Source organism: Paenibacillus sp. J22R98, from assembly GCF_059383835.1.
Window position 1 is genome coordinate 465,756 of record NZ_JBXENW010000001.1, and the last position, 17,652, is coordinate 483,407.

A 17,652-nucleotide genomic window follows, 5' to 3' on the forward strand; every position below is an offset into this window, starting at 1 on the left:
GGTTTCAATAAATACATTGCAGCGCCGAATTTCTATACTTACAAGTAGAAGAAGAAACGATTACGGTATCTTGGGAGGCTGCGGACATGTCGGTAAAAGTGAAAATCGGCGAATGCGAGCTGGAAATGAACGGCCCGTATTTGACGGAACTGAGAGAATCAAACGATATCCTTGACGATGAAGCAAAGCTGCGTGAAAGACTGAAAGAAGACGGCTATCTGTTCATCAGGGATTTTCATAATCGCTCGAAAGTACAGCAGGCAAGACTGGCTTTCTTACAGCGGATCAATGAGCAAGGCAAGCTGATGCCAGGCACGGCGCTGGAAGAAGGAATTATTAATGCAAACAATAAGGCTGCAGGCTTCCAAGGCAGCGAGAATCAACCACAGGAGCTGCTTGATGTCGTGAACAGCGAGTCGACGATGCAGTTCTTCGAACGGTTCCTAGGCGGAGAATGTATCACGTACGATTACAAATGGGTGCGTGCCGTAGAGACCGGCGGGTTTACGGGAGCACATTATGACATCGTCTACATGGGCCGCGGAACGAAGAACCTATATACGCTTTGGACACCGCTCGACGATATTCCGTATGAATTAGGCGGACTTGCTATATTGCTCGGGTCCCAGCATTTTGACCGCATTCGTGAAACGTATGGGCAGATGGATGTGGATCGCGACCGCGTGGATGGTTGGTTTTCATCTGATCCGCTCGAGTTGATTAACAAATACGGCGGACGGTGGGCAACGGCGGAGTTTAGAGCTGGAGATGCGATTCTGTTCGGCATGTACACGATGCATGGCTCCCTGACGAATCAAACGAACCGTTACCGGTTCAGTGCCGATACGAGATACCAGCTTAAGTCTGAACCGGTTGATGAGCGTTGGATCGGCGCTAAGCCGAAAGGTCATTATGGCTGGCATGCAGGCCCGACGGTTAGCATGGAGGATGCAAGAGCAAAGTGGGGCGTTTAGAACCACGAACTAATCTTATAAGAATGTTTTCGGGAATAGAGGAGTTAGGCAGAATAAATCTGCTTAACTCCTTTTCGGTTTGACAAGCGGAGACCGCTCCGTTTAGTATCGAAAGGAGAGTTCTCCGCTTCATACTACAATGGCAACAAGGAGTGTATAACGGATGTCAATACCGAATAAAACTGCTCTATTAGTCATGGATATGCAGAACGGCATTGTATCGCGTTTCGCGGGCAAGGAAGTAGCTCTTGATCCGTACCGAAACGCAGTGAGCGCTGCCCGTGAGCACGGTATTCCGGTCATTTATGTACGCGTCGCTTTCCGCGAGGGCTACCCCGAAATCAGCTCCAGCAACAAGACGTTCTCTGCAATCTCTGGTTATGGGGGCATGGCCGAAACGGACGAAGCGACGCAAATTCACGCCTCCGTGCAGCCGCAACCGGGCGAGCCGCTCGTGCTCGTTACGAAGCGCCGCGTCAGCGCCTTCACCGGCAGTGACTTGGAAGTGCTGCTCCGTGGCCGCCAAATTGACTCGCTCATTCTAAGCGGCATTTCGACGAGCGGCGTCGTACTGTCGACGCTGCGGGAAGCGGCGGACAAGGATTTCAAGCTTACCGTGCTTTCGGATGCATGCTTGGATGCCGATCCTGAGGTTCATCGCGTGCTCACCGAGAAAGTGTTTCCTCGCCAAGCTAACGTGATGACCGTAGGCGAATGGATCGAAGCGCTGCGAAATCGCTGATGACTCCACTTATGCGACTGTCCCTCTTTTCTTGTGTTGCGTTCCTATGGTAAATTAGGGGAAGGCTGCGAAGAGGAGTGAGTACGGTGCCGACATTGTCCTGTCCGGTTGTTAAAGGCTCACTTATCGTCCACGACAGCGGTTGGATCATGGGCGCGCATGTCCATCCTTCCTTCGAAGTCTCAGTTGTGTTGGAAGGACGAGGCAGCTTCAGCTGCGATGGAAAGCATTATCTGCTCGAAGCCGGCAATGTCATCCTCATCCCTGCGGGCTTGTCGCATGATTACACAGGAATAACGGATATTCGATTCGCGGTGCTTGAAGCATTGGATATGCCAAGCGAAACGATGACTCTGTTCCGCCGGCTTACGCCTCAAGCAGAGCCGCGGATTCTGATGCTTTCGCCAATGGTACTGGAACAGTACGAAGGCTTGTATCGGCAGTGGCTTCGCATGATCTCACAGCCGCTGCAGGATGAATCCAGATGTTATACGACATGGATGGATCTGTTGTTGTTATTCCTGCTTCAACATCAGAGCAGCGGCGGATTAAGTTTATCCGTAGCTTCTTCGGCAGATTTTATCAGGGCCAACTTAAGCTCGGAGATTTCAATTAGTGCTTTGGCGAAGCGGTGCGGATTGTCAGAATCGGCTTTTCGAGCGTTGTTCAAAGAATCGTATGGTGTATCTCCCAAACAGTACCAGCAGCAGTGTCGGATCGAAGAGGCCAAATGGCTGCTCCGGTCCACAAGTCGTTCGATTCAGCTGATCAGCGAGCAAGTCGGGTTTACGACCATCCATTCGTTTAGCGCTTGGTTCCAGAAGAAGGAAGGCGCGTCGCCGTCGGATTGGCGTAAATTGCAGCAGGGTCTGTAGGTAAAATAAACAGAGCAAAATATTTGTGAAACGAATGGATTCACTTGTCGTATTAGAGAACATGAACGCATGCGAACACCATTTTGAGGAGGAAACGAAACATGTCTGTATTTAAACGATTGCGGGACCTTACCTTGTCGAACGTATATTCACTTATTGAGAAAGCCGAGGACCCGATTAAACTGACTGATCAATATATCCGCGATATGCAAGAGGATCTAGAGGATGCGGAGAAAGCTGTTGCCTCCCAAATCGCAATCGAGAAACGGTTCAAGCAATTGTATGAGGAACAAGACGCACTGGTTAAGAAACGTGAAGAACAGGCGCACACAGCAGCTTCGTTGCAAAACATCGAGCTCGCAAGACGTGCGCTGGAAGAGAAGAAAGCCGCTGAACAGAAGCGCGATGAATACAAAGTCAGCTACGATCAGAATAAAGCATCCGCGGACAATCTTCGCTCCAAGCTGGGTGAAATGCGCGAGCAGCTGACTGAAATGAAGAACAAACGCGAAACGCTCGTTGCTCGTTACAAAGCAGCGAAAGCGCAAGCTGAGATTAACAAATCGATGGCGGGCTTCAGCTCCGATACGGCGATGTCCGGATTGAAGCGTATGGAAGAGAAGATGCTGCAAGCTGAAGCGCAAGCGGAAGCAAGCAACGAGATGAACAGCAAAGCCAAGTCGCTCGATGATGAATTCGAAGCGCTCGGCAAGAATAAAGCCGTTGATGATGAGCTCGCGGCGCTGATGAAGAAATACGAGAACAAAGAGTAACGGATGGAGCTTTATCCGCAAGTGGCTGCTTAGGGAAGAACGTCTGCCGGCCGGAATCATGCACATTGCTTGATTCCACGCCCTGCGGCGTTTTTTCTTTGCAGAAGGACTGCGGCACAATGGATGACGGAGGAATAATCGAATGACACTGAGTGAGATGGTAGCAATATTCGTATGGACCGGGGCCGGAGCAGTGCTGTTAGTTGTGCTGATGGCGGTGGATTCCTTGTTTACCCGGTATAAGGATTTGGAAGAAATCAAGAAGGGCAACGTAGCGGTGACGAGCCGTTTTGTCATGAAGCTGCTCGCTCAGGCTTATATCCTATCGCAGTCGATCTCGACTTCGAATCATCTCGGAGAAGCGCTGCTCGTATCCGTCATTTCGTTTGTCATCTTATTGCTCGTGGAGAGTATCGTTGAATTCGTACTGCGCTCCACTGCTGGACTTGACTTGAGTGAGGGCACGAAAGACAACAAACTGTCGCATGCGCTGCTGGCCGGTTCGCTCCACGTTGCAGGTGCATTGATCATCGGTTCGTGTCTGTAATCTTGAACAATAGGGAGTTATCGTCATGAGCTTATTCAAACGGATTAAGAATATAATGGCTAAACCGGAGCCGGCGAAGGCGGAGAAAAGCGTCCTGACGATTGGCCCCGGCGATGTAGTCGAAGTGTCGCTTGTTACGTACCAGGTCGTGGGCCGGTTGCATAATCGCCAGCGCAACTTGATTGTATTAACGCTTCAAGACGGATCTGCAATCCAATACTTAACCATTGAAGAGCGGGAACGTACGGAGTATGCTTTGTACAATTCCATTGATGGACGGCTCGATTCGGTTGAGGAAGTGCCAACAGAAATAGAATTGGATGACCGTGTGTTCCATTTGGAGGAGCAGTATTCCGGCCTCGTTACCGCTACCGGTAAGACGCCGTTCGTGCAAGGCGGAGAGCAATATGTATGGCAGTATCAATCTGACGATATGAAGCTGCTGCGTATTGAATGGCAGGATGGCCGATTCATGCTCTATGAAGGTGAAGAATTGCTTCCGGCCGATGTTCGCGTTCTCCGCGGCAGTTAGGAGATGATGAGTGGGATGCGCAAAGCCAGCTATTTAATCAAATTATTGCTTGTTGTAACGCTCATTGTTCCTCTTCTTGCCGCTTGCGGCATAAACAAGACGATAGAAGAGAACTATCCGCTCGAGTCCGTCAACGGCAGCGGCAATGAAACGTCCTATGTGTACCGCGCAACAGGTGTTAGCGTACCTGAAGTGGCAAAGGCGCTCATTGATGAGTCCAAGCCGCAGCAGCAATCGCCTGAGAAAACGGACCATATGTTCCTGGTCTACTCGGACCGAGTTGTCCATCTGCAGCAGGATGCAGCTAAGCCGGAAGATACACTGATCGAAGTGGATTCCAAGGAGTACGTACGCAACAACTATAGCTCCAGTTTTTTGCAAGGCTATTTGATCGCAAGCATATTGGGTGATCTGTTCGATAACGGTCGCTATGGGAATGGCAATTATCGTGGTTATACCGACCGAGATAAGTACAAGCCGAAGGGTGGCACGTATCACGCGCCGTCGGTTCAAGAGAAGAAAGCCGTCCCACCAATGACTGTTAGCCGGACGGGATCCATCTTCAAACGCTCCAAGAATGCAGATTCCAGCAAGGTGGGCGAAGGCGGGCTATTCAATAAAGCTCCCCCCAAATCCGGCAAAATTACGCGAGATTCAGGCGATAGCAAGAAATCGAGCGGTTGGCTTACGCCGCGTAAATCCTCGAAACCGAAGACGAGAGTGGGATTTGGCAGAATCTCAAGGCGACGATAAACGAAAACGAAGAGACCGGCATAAGCAGACGAATTTGGGGCTGCTTATCCGGTCTTTTTTTGCGTATTTGGCATGATCTTACTTTAATTCGATTGCGGCATTAGGTATGATGGAGAGATCATAATGGCTGTTTGTAATAGGAAGGGGAACTAGAATGAAACGTTTGCTGTCACCGCTGAATACGGTCGTACTTACCCAATTTTTGAGCGCATTCGCGGATAATTTGAATTTTTTTCTCATCGTGGGCATGGTCAAGCGACAAGGGGTCGCGAATCCGGATATCGCCGTCAATTACATACAGATCGCGTTCCTCTGCGCCTATGTTATACTCGCTCCGGTCGTTGGTGCTTTTGCGGATAAGAAGGCGAAATCGAATGTGCTGCTTCTAGGCAATGTATTGAAAGCGATCGGGATCGGGCTGCTCCTCTTCGGTCTGCCGCCTGCACTATGTTACGTGTTTGTCGGGATTGGCGCAGTTGTCTATTCACCTGGAAAATACGGTATTCTCACCGAGCTTACCTCGAATGAAAGCGAGCTGCTGCGAGCAAATGCGAAAGTAGAGGGCTCGACGATTCTCGCAATCCTTCTGGGAACAGTAGCAGGTGGTTTTCTCGCTGAAAACTCGGATCTGCCTGCTGTGCTGACATGTATGGGGGTCTATTTGCTGTCCTTGTTCATGACGTTTATGATCCCAGCCAAGGCAGGAAATAATTCCTTGCGCTACAGCAAAGAAGCCGTTCAGTTTCTGCGCGACTTCTCCTTATTGTTCCGTAACGCCCGTGCACGGTTTTCCTTGATCGGCACCGGATCGTTCTGGCTTACGGCAGCAGTGCTGCGCATTGCGCTCATTGCTTGGCTGCCGCTTAATCTTGGGATCGATGATACCGATCAACAGTCGATGATGATCGGCGTTACGGCGATCGGCGTCGTTTGCAGCGCATTCCTAACACCAAGACTGGTGCCGGCTGGCAAGCTGCATCGTGCATTTTACTATGGTCTCTTTATGGTTGCTTCCGTTATGGTGGCGTCGTTAACTTATGTGCTGTGGATGACGGTTCTTCTTCTTTTCTTAATCGGCGTCTTCGGCGGGATCTTCGTCATTCCGCTGAATACGATGCTGCAGGAGGAAGGTAAGGCGCTGATTGGCTCAGGTAAAACAATCGCGGTGCAGAACTTCGTTGAGAACATCCTTACGGTCAGCGGTCTTGTCATTTATTTAACGCTCAGCCAAATGGATGTTTCCGTTAACGGCTCCGTCATCGGGATTGGACTGGTGCTGCTCCTCTTTATTCTGTTCCTCGCAACCCAGCTTGGAGGCATTAAAGAAGTCGGAGAATCAGCTCCGTTAAAGCAACGACATGAGCATTAGGCATACTGCAGGGTCTTTCCTTTCCATGGATTGGAGGGACCCTTCTTATTTGCTGGCGGGATGTCCTACCCAAGTGGAAGTGTATCATTTGCTGATGAAGCACCTGCTTCTAGAGAAGCTTAAATCATACGCTCCGATTCTTGTAGGAACTGTACCGATCGGGATTAACATTGCAGGCAGCGATCTGGACTTGATCTGTGAAGTGACTGACTTTGATGCTTTTGAGACTGCGATGATAGCGGAGTTCGAGCAGCAGCAGCAATTTACGATCGTTCGAAGAATCGCTGCCGGACTTGAACGCATCAAGGTGAATTTCACGCTGGAGCGTTGGCCGATTGAGATATTTGCGCAATCCATTAAGACCAGCGACCAGAACGGTTACCGGCATATGGTTGTCGAGGCACGGATAATGGCATTGTTCGGTCATGCTTTTCAATCGGAGATCATACGTCTTAAAGAGAATGGTTTCAAAACAGAGCCGGCTTTCGCGATGGTGCTCGGGCTGGAAGGAAATCCCTATTTGAAGCTGCTGGAGCTCGCTGATTGGACAGACGAGCAGCTGCTTGCGTTAATAGCGGCTGACTAGATAAACATTTATCAAGAATCGTAGAAAAGATGTATCTCCATAAGCGAATGTCTGTTAAAATATACGGACTCAACACTTTTGCTAGGAGGCCTTACCTTGTCGTCCGAACCGCTGCTCACATTTCTATCTCCGCCGCTGCCTTACTTCATTGAATCCAACCGCGGCTCTTACGGGCCGGGCGGCGAACATCCTAACCGTCGGAATATCGGCGTTTTCGACTTGCTGTTTGTGCATAGCGGAACGTTATACATTGGCGAAGAATCGAATTCCTGGGCAATCGGTCCAGGGCAGATGCTGATCTTAAGACCGGATTTATGGCATTATCCAACGAAACCATGTACAGAAGAAACCGTGTTTGATTGGGTTCATTTTCAAACTGCGGGTCTTTGGGAAGAGTTAAACGACACGAACTGCGGTACGCTTCGCGGCGATTATTATTCTTACGCCATCAGGCTGCCGAAGACGATGACGTTCTCCTATCCGGATGAAGCGATTTCGCTCTTCAGCAAGCTGCATGATGCGGCAATGGGTACTTCGCATGCGGCGTTCTGGCAGCGACAGCAGTGGTTTCTTCACTTGCTGCAGCTATTCGACGAGGGCTGGCGCAGCGATGCGGCGAAAGCTCCGATTGCAGTAGCTGAAGAGGCGGCCGCTTACCTGAAGATGCATTTCCGCACGACCGTGACGAATTCGAAGCTCGGTGAAGTAATGGGCTTGCATCCAAACTATATTGCGCGCTGTATGGGCGAAGTATTTGATTGTACGCCGCAGCAGTACTTGCTTTCTTATCGGATGGACCAAGCGAAGCTGATGCTGATGAAGACCAATTGGCCGATATCCAAAATCGCGGATGAAACCGGGTTTAAACAAACGCCTCATTTCTCGCGCTCCTTTGCCGAGCACGTTGGGATTACTCCGCTTTCCTATCGGAAGCGCTTCACCGGCAGCAGCAGGGATAAGCAAACGATGCTGGATCTGCGCAATCACGCGCTCGATCGAGAGTAATAATCAAACGGCAGCCTGCCGGTCTTCGCTTAATGCGAGGGCCGGCAATTTATTTCTGTTTTGTATTCGATCCTTCGTATATAAGCAGAAAAAGGCTGTCCCGATCCACATCCGATTGGATGGAGCGTTTGGGACAGCCTTTTTGCATGCACTTTATATTACAGCGATAGCTCTAGAATTTGACGAACATCGGTTTCGTTCAGCTTCTTGAAATTGCCAAGCGGTCCGAAAAGCACCGCTTCTTTGGCCATCGTGTCTAAATTATCGCGGCCGATGTCGTAGTAAGCCAGCGTTGCAGGTGCGCCGATACGTGTGAAGAAGGCACGCGTTGCTTCGATGCCTGCAAGTGCCAGTTCCTCGTCCGATTTGTCTCCCCGTTCAATGCCCCATACTCGTTCAGCATATTGCGTGAAGCGGTCAATCCGCTCTTGATACACATACTTCATCCAGTTCGGGAACACAATGGACAGCCCTGCTCCATGCGGGATGTCGTAGATCGCGCTGATTTCATGCTCGATGCCGTGGGAAGCCCAGTCGTTCTGCGTACCGACACTGATCAAGCCGCCGTTCAAGGCCATAGTGCCGCACAGCATTAGGTTCGCACGCGCTTCGTAATTCTCCGGGTTTTCCAGAGCGAGCTCTGTATTCTCGATGACCGTGAGAAGGATAGATTCGCATAGACGATCCTGCAATGGAGCATTTGTCGTCAGCGTAAAGTACTGTTCAAATACATGCGACATAATATCGACTGCGCCGTTTACCGTTTGGTCGCGAGGTACGGAGAACGTAAGCGTCGGATCCAAAATCGAAAAACGGGGATAAGTATGTATGCTGCCGAATGCGCGCTTCTGTTTCGTTTCCCAGTTCGAGATTACGGCATTGCCGTTCATCTCAGAGCCGGTAGCCGATAAAGTCAGAATCGTACCGATTGGGAGCGCTTCGCGAATGACGGCTTTTTGCATCATGAAATCCCAAACATCGCCCTCATAGAGTGCCCCGGCTGCGATAGCTTTGGCTGCATCGAGCACGCTTCCGCCGCCGACAGCAAGAACGAGGTCAACCTTCTCACTGCGGCACAGCTCGATCCCGCGGTTAACGGAAGTCAGACGAGGGTTCGGCTCGATCCCGGACAGTTCCACGACTTTCGCATCGATCGATTTCAATTGCGCCATAACTTCATCATATAGGCCGGTTTTCTTAATGCTGCCTGATCCATAAACGAGAAGAATCGACTTGCCGTAAGCTTCCGTCAGCTTGCCTAACTGACTGACCGTACCGCTGCCGAAGACGATTTTCGTTGGGTTTTGAAAGGTAAAAGAGTTCATATCGCACCTCCATATGTTGGTTACACCATGCTTATCTTATCGATTGTAGAGGAGTGAAGTCAAGGCGACGGCAAACTGCCTGTAAAAGGGTTTGGCACGACACCGCGCGAGTATCGGATAATGTGAATTTGTCCTGATCAGCCCAATTCTGCGAATCTACTAACTGTCTCTAACGAACTGTTTTTATGTCATTTTGCGCCATATTTTTACAAAAGTTTTTCTTGACAAATATGACATCTAGATAACAGGAGGTGAGACGGAGGACGAATCAAAATTTTCTGAAAATAGGATGCCAACTTTAAAAAGAGAGTGTATAATGAAATAAAAATCGCGCCTGCGTTAGTAAACATGACAATACCTTAACAAGTAGCTACACTAGGGGAGGTGCATGCCAATTATGGCTAATGCGGCTGCAATCGGTCTTTCTATGCGCGATTTATATCTTTTTAACAAAGGAAATCTGTTTCATAGTTACCGTACTTTTGGCGCGCATCCGATCCGTCTGGGCGATGAAACCGGCGTTCGATTCACCGTTTGGGCTCCTAATGCCAAGCAAGTGCGACTTGTTGGTTCGTTTAACGATTGGAACGGGTATCTACATGAGATGGAATTAATTGGCGAAACCGGCGTATGGAGCTTATTTGTTCCGAGTATAGGACCCGGAACGGTGTACAAGTACGAAATTCAAACCGGTGATGGCGCAAAGCAGCTCAAGTCGGACCCTTATGCCTTTCAATCCGAGCTGAGGCCAAGCACGGGATCAGTTGTTGCGGAAGTATTCCATTTTAACTGGAATGATGGAGACTGGCATCAGCGTAAGCTAGAAGACAGTCCTTATCACGAAGCGATGCTCACGTACGAAGTCCACCTTGGTTCTTGGCGCAATTGGGGCAAGGAGCTGTTTTGGACTTACGAAGAGATGGCTGGCGCGCTTGTCGATTATGTCGTTGATATGGGGTATACCCATATTGAACTGCTCCCCATCACCGAGCATCCGCTCGACCAATCGTGGGGATATCAAGCGACAGGCTATTATTCGCCAACGAGTAGATATGGAACACCTGAACAGCTTATGCATCTCATCGATCGCTGCCATCAGCGCGGCATCGGCGTCATCTTGGACTGGGTTCCCGGTCATTTCTGCAAGGATGATCATGGATTGCGGCTGTTTGACGGGACACCGATTTTCGAAGGAAAGAACTGGAAGCTGGCTGAGAAACCGTTATGGGGAACGCTGGCTTTTGACTTTAGCTGCACGGAAGTGCAAAGTTTTCTCATTTCCAATGCGATCTACTGGATGGATGTATTCCATATTGACGGCCTGCGCGTAGATGCCGTTGCCAGTATGATCGATCTTCATTTTGACAAACCTCCTGAGCTTTACACCTATAACGCATTTGGCGGCACGGAGAATACCGATGCCATCCGCTTTCTGAAACGATTGAACGAAACCGTTTTTCAGTATTTTCCGGACGCCTTAATGATTGCCGAAGACTCTTCTGCTTGGCCAGCCGTTACCTCTCCAACTTACATGGGCGGCCTTGGCTTCAACTTCAAATGGAATATGGGCTGGATGAATGACATGCTGCGCTACATGGCGCTTGATCCGAATGATCGCATGCGGCATCACAACCTCATCACCTTCTCTCTCGTATATGCATTCTCTGAAAATTTCGTATTGCCGCTTTCACACGACGAGGTCGTTCATGGGAAGCGTTCGCTCTTGAACAAAATGTCCGGCACCTATGAGCAGAAATTCGCGCAACTCCGCTTATTCTATGGCTATTGGATGACGCATCCGGGCAAGAAGCTGCTCTTTATGGGCGGTGAGTGGGGCCAGTTTGACGAATGGAAAGACGCTGAGGCACTTGATTGGCAGCTTCTTGACTATCGCGCTCATGGGAGCATGCACCATTATGTAAAATCCCTTAATCATATATACGGCGAGCAGCCATCGCTGTGGGAACGGGATTGCGATCCCGGCGGGTTTGAATGGATTGACGTACACAACGCCGCGCAAAGCGTCATCGTCTTTATGCGCCGCGGACATGCGAGCAACGAGTTCACGATTGTTGTCTGCAATTTCTCCTATCATCACTACTCCGACTATCGAATCGGCGTACCGGAATCCGGTGAATACCGGATCGCACTTCACAGTGAGGCGGCAACCTTCGGCGGTGTCTTAACGGACATCCCGGAAGTTCTATATAGCAAGCCGACACCATGGCATGGAAGGCCTTGCAGCATTTCGCTTGAACTTCCGCCGCTATCTATTCAATTGCTGGTATTTGCCAAGGGGTCACTTGACCGCAATGATCGCTTTACCACGTTGCACTGATTGACAGCAATCATTACACCTACTGCAGCAAGCCGTTGCAGTAAAGAAGGAGAGTGTGTCCATGGGCAGAAAACGTATGGTGGCCATGCTTCTTGCCGGAGGAGAAGGGAAAAGGCTTGGCGTGCTGACGAAAGATGTGGCGAAGCCGGCGGTCCATTTTGGCGGGAAGTACCGAATTATCGATTTTACTTTAAGCAACTGTGCACATTCGGGCATCGACACAATCGGCGTTCTGACGCAATATCAGCCGCTGGTCCTGAACACCTATCTCGGAATCGGCACTCCTTGGGGATTAGACCGACGCGACGGCGGAATGGCAATACTTCCTCCTTATGTCAAGCAAAAGGGCGGTATGTGGTATAAAGGCACCGCAAATGCAATCTATCAAAATATGGGGTTCATCGATCGTTATGACCCCGACTATGTATTAGTGATCTCAGGCGATCACATTTATAAAATGGACTACGAGCTCATGCTGCGCGAGCATGAGGAACGCGGCGCCGATGTTACGATCGCGTGCATAGAAGTGGGCTGGAAGGAAGCAAGCCGCTTCGGGATTATGCATGTCGACGATGAGGGTGCCATCACATCATTTGAAGAGAAACCGAAAGTGCCTACTAGCAATCTGGCATCGATGGGTGTTTATATTTTCTCCTGGCCGGTGTTGCAGCAGTATTTGGTTCGTGATGAAGCGAATCGGTTATCCGGCAATGACTTCGGCAAGGACATTATTCCGGCTATGCTGCAAGACGGCGTGAAGCTTCAATCCTATACATTCAACGGCTATTGGAAAGATGTCGGCACGCTTGAAAGTCTATGGGAAGCCAATATGGATCTGCTGTCGGAGAAGCCGGCGCTCGATCTGAATGACCGCGACTGGCGCATTTACTCCGTTAACCCGAATCGGCCGGCGCATTATTCGGCGGCTACCGCAGATATCGTAGACTCGCTTATCACGGAGGGCTGCTTGGTAGAGGGACTGGTGCATCGATCGGTATTGTTCCATGGGGTGCAGTCCGGCCTCGACAGTCAAGTGCGCGAGTCCGTTATCATGCCGAACGTTAAGATTGGCAAAGGGGCTCGTATCTATCGTGCCATCATTGGCGAAGGTGCCATCATCGGCGATGGGGTCGTCATTGGAAGTCCGGACACAAGCTCGGTTACGGTAATCGGAAGTGATGAACTCGTTACGGCTACTCATTCGTTGCAGGAGGTAGAGCAGTCATGAACTCCAACATTCTAGGTGTCATAAATCTCATTCACGAATCGGACGAAATGGAGACCTTGACGACAAGCCGCTGCTTGGCAACCGTTCCGTTTGGAGCACGGTTTCGGCTAATCGACTTTACGCTCTCAAGCATGGTGAATTCAGGCATTACGAAGGTAGGCGTGTTCGCCCAAACCAAATACCGTTCGCTTATTGACCATTTGGGTTCCGGCAAGCATTGGGATTTGCATCATCGTCAGAGTGGGTTGTTCATCATGCCGCCCGTTACGGATGATGTGAACGAAGTGCGCCGCGGTGACCTGTATCACTTCTATCAGCACCGTGATTACTTCACGCGATCATCGCAAGAGTATGTTTTGGTTACACGCAGTCATATGATTTGTAATGTGGACTTCGACGCCATGTTGTCCTCACATAAAGCGAGCGGTGCAGACATCACAGTCGTTACGAAAGAACAAACGGAGTTGTTTGGGGGTAAAGCACGCAAGCTGCAAACCGACGAGAAAGGGCGCGTCACAGCTATGCAGGATCATTACGGCCGGCTGGAGAGCGATCTGATCTCGATGGAAATGTACTTAATGCGTAAGGAACTGCTGCTTGAACTCGTGGACACTTCGCTTGCACAAGGGCAGGATCATCTTGTCCGTCATGCGATTATGTCGCGAGTGAACCAGCTCCATATTCAAAGCTACGCTTATGATGGTTATCTAGGCGTTGTGAATACGCTGAACAGCTATTACAAGAACAACATGCAGCTGCTTCGTCCGGAAGTGTGGAAGAGCTTGTTCTTCGAGCCGGGCCCGATCTATACGAAGGTAAAGGATGAGCCGCCGGCTCGCTATGCAGAAGGGGCTAAGACGTCAAATTCACTCGTTGCCAACGGCTGTATCATCGAGGGAACGGTCATTAACAGCATCTTGTTCCGGGGCGTTCATGTACGCAAAGGAGCGGTCGTGCGCAACAGTATCATTATGCAGAACGGCGTTATCGGAGAGCATAGCTTCGTCGATCATGTCATCCTCGACAAAGATGTCACCGTGGAACGCAGTCGTGAGCTGCGCGGTGCCGAAGTATCGCCATTCCTAGCGGTGAAGCGGAAAGTGATCTAATCCAGGCCATTTCAGTCAAACCGTTCTATTACGAAGATAGAGAGATAGAAAGTTGAGTAGAGGTGAAACCATACGATGAATGTATTATTCGCTGCTTCTGAGGCGGTGCCGCTCGTTAAGACGGGCGGCCTCGCTGATGTAGCCGGCGCATTGCCGAAAGCACTGCGTTCTAAAGTCGGCGTGGATGTGCGCGTCATTCTGCCCAAGTACGATACGATTCCGGCTGCGATGGCGGAACAATTCGAGACAATCGCCACATTTAACGTGCGGCTTGGCTGGCGGGACCAGTACTGCGGCCTGCTCAAGGCCGAGATCGACGGCATTGTCTACTATTTGATCGATAACGAATTTTATTTTAAACGCGGCGTTCTGTACGGATATGGGGATGATGCGGAGCGTTTCGTATTTTTCTGTTTCGCAGTGATGGAGTCGCTCTACCATATGGATTTCCGGCCTGATATTATTCACTGCCATGATTGGCAGACCGGACTTATTCCGTTCCTGCTCAAGACCAGATACAAGCATGACCCGGCATGCCGCGACATCGCTTCGGTGTACACGATTCATAATTTGAGATACCAAGGGGTATTCGGCCGAGAGCTGCTGAAGGACCTGCTTGGTTCCGGTGATGAGTTGTTTGGCTCGGAAGGCATTGATTTCTATGGTGCGGGCAACTGTATGATGGGCGGTCTGCGGTATGCGGACAAGCTGACAACTGTAAGCCCTACTTATGCGGAGGAAATCAAAACGGAAGCGTATGGGGAGAAATTGGAAGGGCTGCTGCGTTATCGCTCAGGGGATTTGGTCGGTATCGTGAATGGGATCGATACGGAGCTGTTTGACCCGATGAATGATCCGGCTGTGGAAGTTCCCTACCGAGGATCATTGCCTCGCAAAAGGAAGAACAAGCTGGCGCTGCAGCGTGAGCTGGGGCTGACGGAGTCGGAGACTACTCCGCTAATCGGTATCGTTTCCAGACTGGTCGATCAGAAGGGTTTCGATTTGATTGAAGCGGTGCTCGAGCAAATCTTGAAGGAAGATGTGCAGCTGGTCGTGCTTGGCTCCGGCGATTGGCAGTTCGAGCAAATGTTCCGCCGTGCCGAGATGAAAAAGCCTGGTCAAGTGACAACCTGGTTCGGGTTTAACGATGGTCTGGCCCGAAGAATCTATGCCGGCAGCGATATGTACTTAATGCCTTCGCAGTTTGAGCCTTGCGGACTGAGTCAGCTTCTGGCGCTGCGTTATCGGTCTGTTCCGATTGTGCGCGAGACAGGCGGCTTGAAGGACACGGTGAAGGCGTATAACGAGTTTACGAGCGAAGGTAACGGGTTTAGCTTTACGAACTATAACGCGCATGATCTTCTTTATACGATCCGCAGGGCACTCCAATTCTATCGGGATGAGGAAGTTTGGCAGCGTATCGTGGCTAATGGCGCCAAAGACGATATCAGCTGGACGCGTTCAGCGAAAGCCTATATGTCGTTATATAGCGCGATTGCGCCTAATCGAAAGGAGAGTCATCCATGGCCCGTCATCTCGTAATTGGCAATGGTAAAATACTGATTAATTTGGACCGAAACAATTACATCCGTGACATCTACTATCCATTCGTCGGTCAACTGAATCATGTGGGCGGCCAATATTGTCGATTTGGGATATGGGCAGGCGGGCAGTTCTCCTGGCTGGAAGATCCGGAATGGAAGTTTGAGCTGTCCTACATCGAGGATTCCCTCGTGACTAATGTCATAGCTCGTAATGACCGTCTTGCGGTAGAGCTTCATATGAATGACGGGATTCATCAGCGGGAATGCATCTACATCAAACGCGTAGTCGTACGCAATCTAGGTAACGATCCGCGTGAGATCCGGTTGTTCTTCCACCACGATCTCATGATCGACGGCTCGGAAGTAGGGGATACGGCCGCTTATTATCCGGAGAACCATACGCTCTATCACTACAAACGTTCTTCTTATTTCATGTTTAACGGCTTCTCGGACGAAGGCGGTATCATGCAGTATACGACGGGAATCAAACGATTCCAGTCTGCGGAAGGAACTTGGCGCGATGCCGAGGACGGAACGCTGATGGGGAATTCCATCGCGCAAGGGTCTGTTGACAGTACGATCAGCTTCCGTACCGTAGTACCGGCGGGTGGAGAGAAGACGATTTATTACTGGATGTCGATCGGCAAGAACTTGGAAGAGGTCAAATCGCTTAATCAATATGTGCAGGAGAGCCATCCGGAGAAATTGCTCAGCCGGATCGTCATTTATTGGAAGCACTGGCTCCACCGTGCGGAGAATAATCTGGGCGATCTGAATGAAGAAGCGGCGAACATGTTCCGATTAAGCCTGCTGCTTGTTCGGACGCAAACCGATGAGCGGGGAGCGATCGTCGCAGCCAATGACACGGATATTCTGCAGTATAATCGCGATCATTACAGCTATATGTGGCCGCGTGACGGTGCGCTGATTGCCGATGCGATGTCTGCTGCCGGGTTCCAAAGCGTCATCTCGCCGTTCTTCCAGTTCTGCGCGCAGACGCTGTCACCGGACGGGTATTTGTTTCACAAATACAATCCCGACGGGACGGTAGGGTCCAGCTGGCATCCGTATATCGTGCAGGGCAGCCGGCGTTTGCCGATTCAAGAGGATGAAACAGCGCTGGTGCTGTTTGCCCTGTGGCGGGATTATACACGGCATCAAGTCATCGAGCTGCCGCAGTCGCTGTATAACAATCTGATTCGCAAAGGCGCAGCCTTCTTAAGCCAGTATATGGAACACAGCCTGTCGCTTCCGAAGCCTAGCTATGATCTGTGGGAAGAACGTTATGGCATCTGGACCTATACCGTTGCCTCCGTTTACGGCGGATTAATGGCTGCTGCCTTCTTTACAGAGCTGTTTGGGGATTATGAGCGCAGCGACCATCTTCGCAACACGGCGCAATCCATCAAACACGGGATGCTTACTCATCTCTGGGATGAAGAATCCGGCAGGTTCGCGCGCGGCTTAATCCAGAAGGATAACCGCTGGGTGAAGGATATGACCTTGGAGAGCAGCTTGTTCGGCATCTGGGAATTCGGTGTGCTGCCTGTTGAGGACGAACGCGTCATTAAGACGATGAATGCGATTCGCGATGGGCTGACCATCCGAACAAGCGTCGGCGGCGTGGCACGGTACACGAACGACTATTACTTCCAGCAGTCCGGGGATATCGAGAATGTGCCGGGTAATCCGTGGATTATCTGTACCCTGTGGATTGCGAACTTCGAAATCGAATCGGCGAAGCAGTTAAGCGATCTGGTCCGTCCTCGCGAAACGCTTAATTGGGTAGTTGAACACGCGTTATCAAGCGGGGTTCTGCCAGAGCAATTGCATCCGCTCGACGGCAGTCCGCTCTCCGTAGCGCCACTCACATGGTCTCATGCGACTTATGTGCAGTCGGTGACGCGATATGCAGCGAAATATGCGGAGCTCTCCGCCAAGGAATAGAACGA

Annotated in this window: 16 protein-coding genes; 15 read left to right on the forward strand and 1 reads right to left on the reverse strand. The window is 50.5% G+C overall.

Going from position 1 to position 17,652, the window contains the following annotated elements; translation table 11 throughout:
- Window positions 1–86 precede the first annotated feature (86 nt).
- The 10 genes from AC50Y3_RS02155 (at window position 87) to AC50Y3_RS02200 (ending at window position 8,156) form a co-directional block, all read left to right on the forward strand.
- The gene (locus AC50Y3_RS02155) at window positions 87–974 is read left to right on the forward strand and encodes a phytanoyl-CoA dioxygenase family protein (protein ID WP_494817123.1); all 888 of its coding nucleotides are present in this window, start codon (window positions 87–89) and stop codon (window positions 972–974) included.
- Window positions 975–1,137: 163 nt separating this feature from the next.
- Window positions 1,138–1,716, forward strand: a complete 579-nt coding sequence (locus tag AC50Y3_RS02160) for a cysteine hydrolase family protein (RefSeq protein WP_494817124.1) — start codon at window positions 1,138–1,140, stop codon at window positions 1,714–1,716.
- Window positions 1,717–1,802: 86 nt separating this feature from the next.
- On the forward strand, window positions 1,803–2,591 hold the full coding sequence (locus tag AC50Y3_RS02165) for a helix-turn-helix domain-containing protein (RefSeq protein WP_494817125.1): 789 nt from the start codon (window positions 1,803–1,805) through the stop codon (window positions 2,589–2,591).
- A 101-nt stretch (window positions 2,592–2,692) separates the two neighbouring features.
- Window positions 2,693–3,364 (forward strand): PspA/IM30 family protein, encoded by a 672-nt coding sequence (locus AC50Y3_RS02170; RefSeq protein ID WP_494817126.1) that lies wholly within the window; start codon window positions 2,693–2,695, stop codon window positions 3,362–3,364.
- A 142-nt stretch (window positions 3,365–3,506) separates the two neighbouring features.
- Entirely contained in the window at window positions 3,507–3,911 is a 405-nt protein-coding gene (locus tag AC50Y3_RS02175) for a DUF350 domain-containing protein (RefSeq protein WP_494817127.1), read from the forward strand.
- 25 nt (window positions 3,912–3,936) lie between these two features.
- Complete coding sequence (locus AC50Y3_RS02180; RefSeq protein ID WP_494817128.1) at window positions 3,937–4,443, forward strand: DUF4178 domain-containing protein; 507 nt, start codon at window positions 3,937–3,939, stop codon at window positions 4,441–4,443.
- Between the two features lie 15 nt (window positions 4,444–4,458).
- Complete coding sequence (locus AC50Y3_RS02185; protein WP_494817129.1) at window positions 4,459–5,196, forward strand: DUF4247 domain-containing protein; 738 nt, start codon at window positions 4,459–4,461, stop codon at window positions 5,194–5,196.
- Window positions 5,197–5,350: 154 nt separating this feature from the next.
- Complete coding sequence (gene lplT, locus AC50Y3_RS02190; protein WP_494817130.1) at window positions 5,351–6,565, forward strand: lysophospholipid transporter LplT; 1,215 nt, start codon at window positions 5,351–5,353, stop codon at window positions 6,563–6,565.
- Window positions 6,566–6,590: 25 nt separating this feature from the next.
- Complete coding sequence (locus AC50Y3_RS02195; RefSeq protein ID WP_494817131.1) at window positions 6,591–7,151, forward strand: DUF4269 domain-containing protein; 561 nt, start codon at window positions 6,591–6,593, stop codon at window positions 7,149–7,151.
- Window positions 7,152–7,247: 96 nt separating this feature from the next.
- Window positions 7,248–8,156 carry a helix-turn-helix transcriptional regulator gene (locus AC50Y3_RS02200; RefSeq protein WP_494817132.1) on the forward strand — a complete coding sequence of 303 codons (909 nt, stop codon included), beginning with the start codon at window positions 7,248–7,250 and terminating at the stop codon, window positions 8,154–8,156.
- A gap of 158 nt (window positions 8,157–8,314) precedes the next feature.
- Here AC50Y3_RS02200 and AC50Y3_RS02205 read toward each other — a convergent pair whose 3' ends face one another.
- Window positions 8,315–9,481 (reverse strand): iron-containing alcohol dehydrogenase, encoded by a 1,167-nt coding sequence (locus tag AC50Y3_RS02205; protein ID WP_494817133.1) that lies wholly within the window; start codon window positions 9,479–9,481, stop codon window positions 8,315–8,317.
- A 397-nt stretch (window positions 9,482–9,878) separates the two neighbouring features.
- On the opposite strand from AC50Y3_RS02205, the gene glgB reads away from it, so the two are divergent.
- The 5 genes from glgB to AC50Y3_RS02230 all read left to right on the forward strand — a co-directional run bounded on the left by glgB (window position 9,879) and on the right by AC50Y3_RS02230 (window position 17,647).
- Window positions 9,879–11,819 (forward strand): 1,4-alpha-glucan branching protein GlgB, encoded by a 1,941-nt coding sequence (glgB, locus tag AC50Y3_RS02210; protein WP_494817134.1) that lies wholly within the window; start codon window positions 9,879–9,881, stop codon window positions 11,817–11,819.
- Between the two features lie 61 nt (window positions 11,820–11,880).
- Window positions 11,881–13,047 (forward strand): glucose-1-phosphate adenylyltransferase, encoded by a 1,167-nt coding sequence (locus AC50Y3_RS02215; RefSeq protein ID WP_494817135.1) that lies wholly within the window; start codon window positions 11,881–11,883, stop codon window positions 13,045–13,047.
- Entirely contained in the window at window positions 13,044–14,156 is a 1,113-nt protein-coding gene (glgD, locus tag AC50Y3_RS02220; RefSeq protein WP_494817136.1) for a glucose-1-phosphate adenylyltransferase subunit GlgD, read from the forward strand. The genes AC50Y3_RS02215 and glgD overlap by 4 nt, the downstream gene beginning before the upstream one ends.
- A 75-nt stretch (window positions 14,157–14,231) precedes the next feature.
- On the forward strand, window positions 14,232–15,698 hold the full coding sequence (glgA, locus tag AC50Y3_RS02225) for a glycogen synthase GlgA (RefSeq protein WP_494817137.1): 1,467 nt from the start codon (window positions 14,232–14,234) through the stop codon (window positions 15,696–15,698).
- Window positions 15,680–17,647: a glycoside hydrolase family 15 protein gene (locus tag AC50Y3_RS02230; protein WP_494817138.1), complete on the forward strand. Its 1,968-nt coding sequence runs from the start codon at window positions 15,680–15,682 to the stop codon at window positions 17,645–17,647. The genes glgA and AC50Y3_RS02230 overlap by 19 nt, the downstream gene beginning before the upstream one ends.
- The last annotated feature ends 5 nt before the right edge of the window (window positions 17,648–17,652 follow it).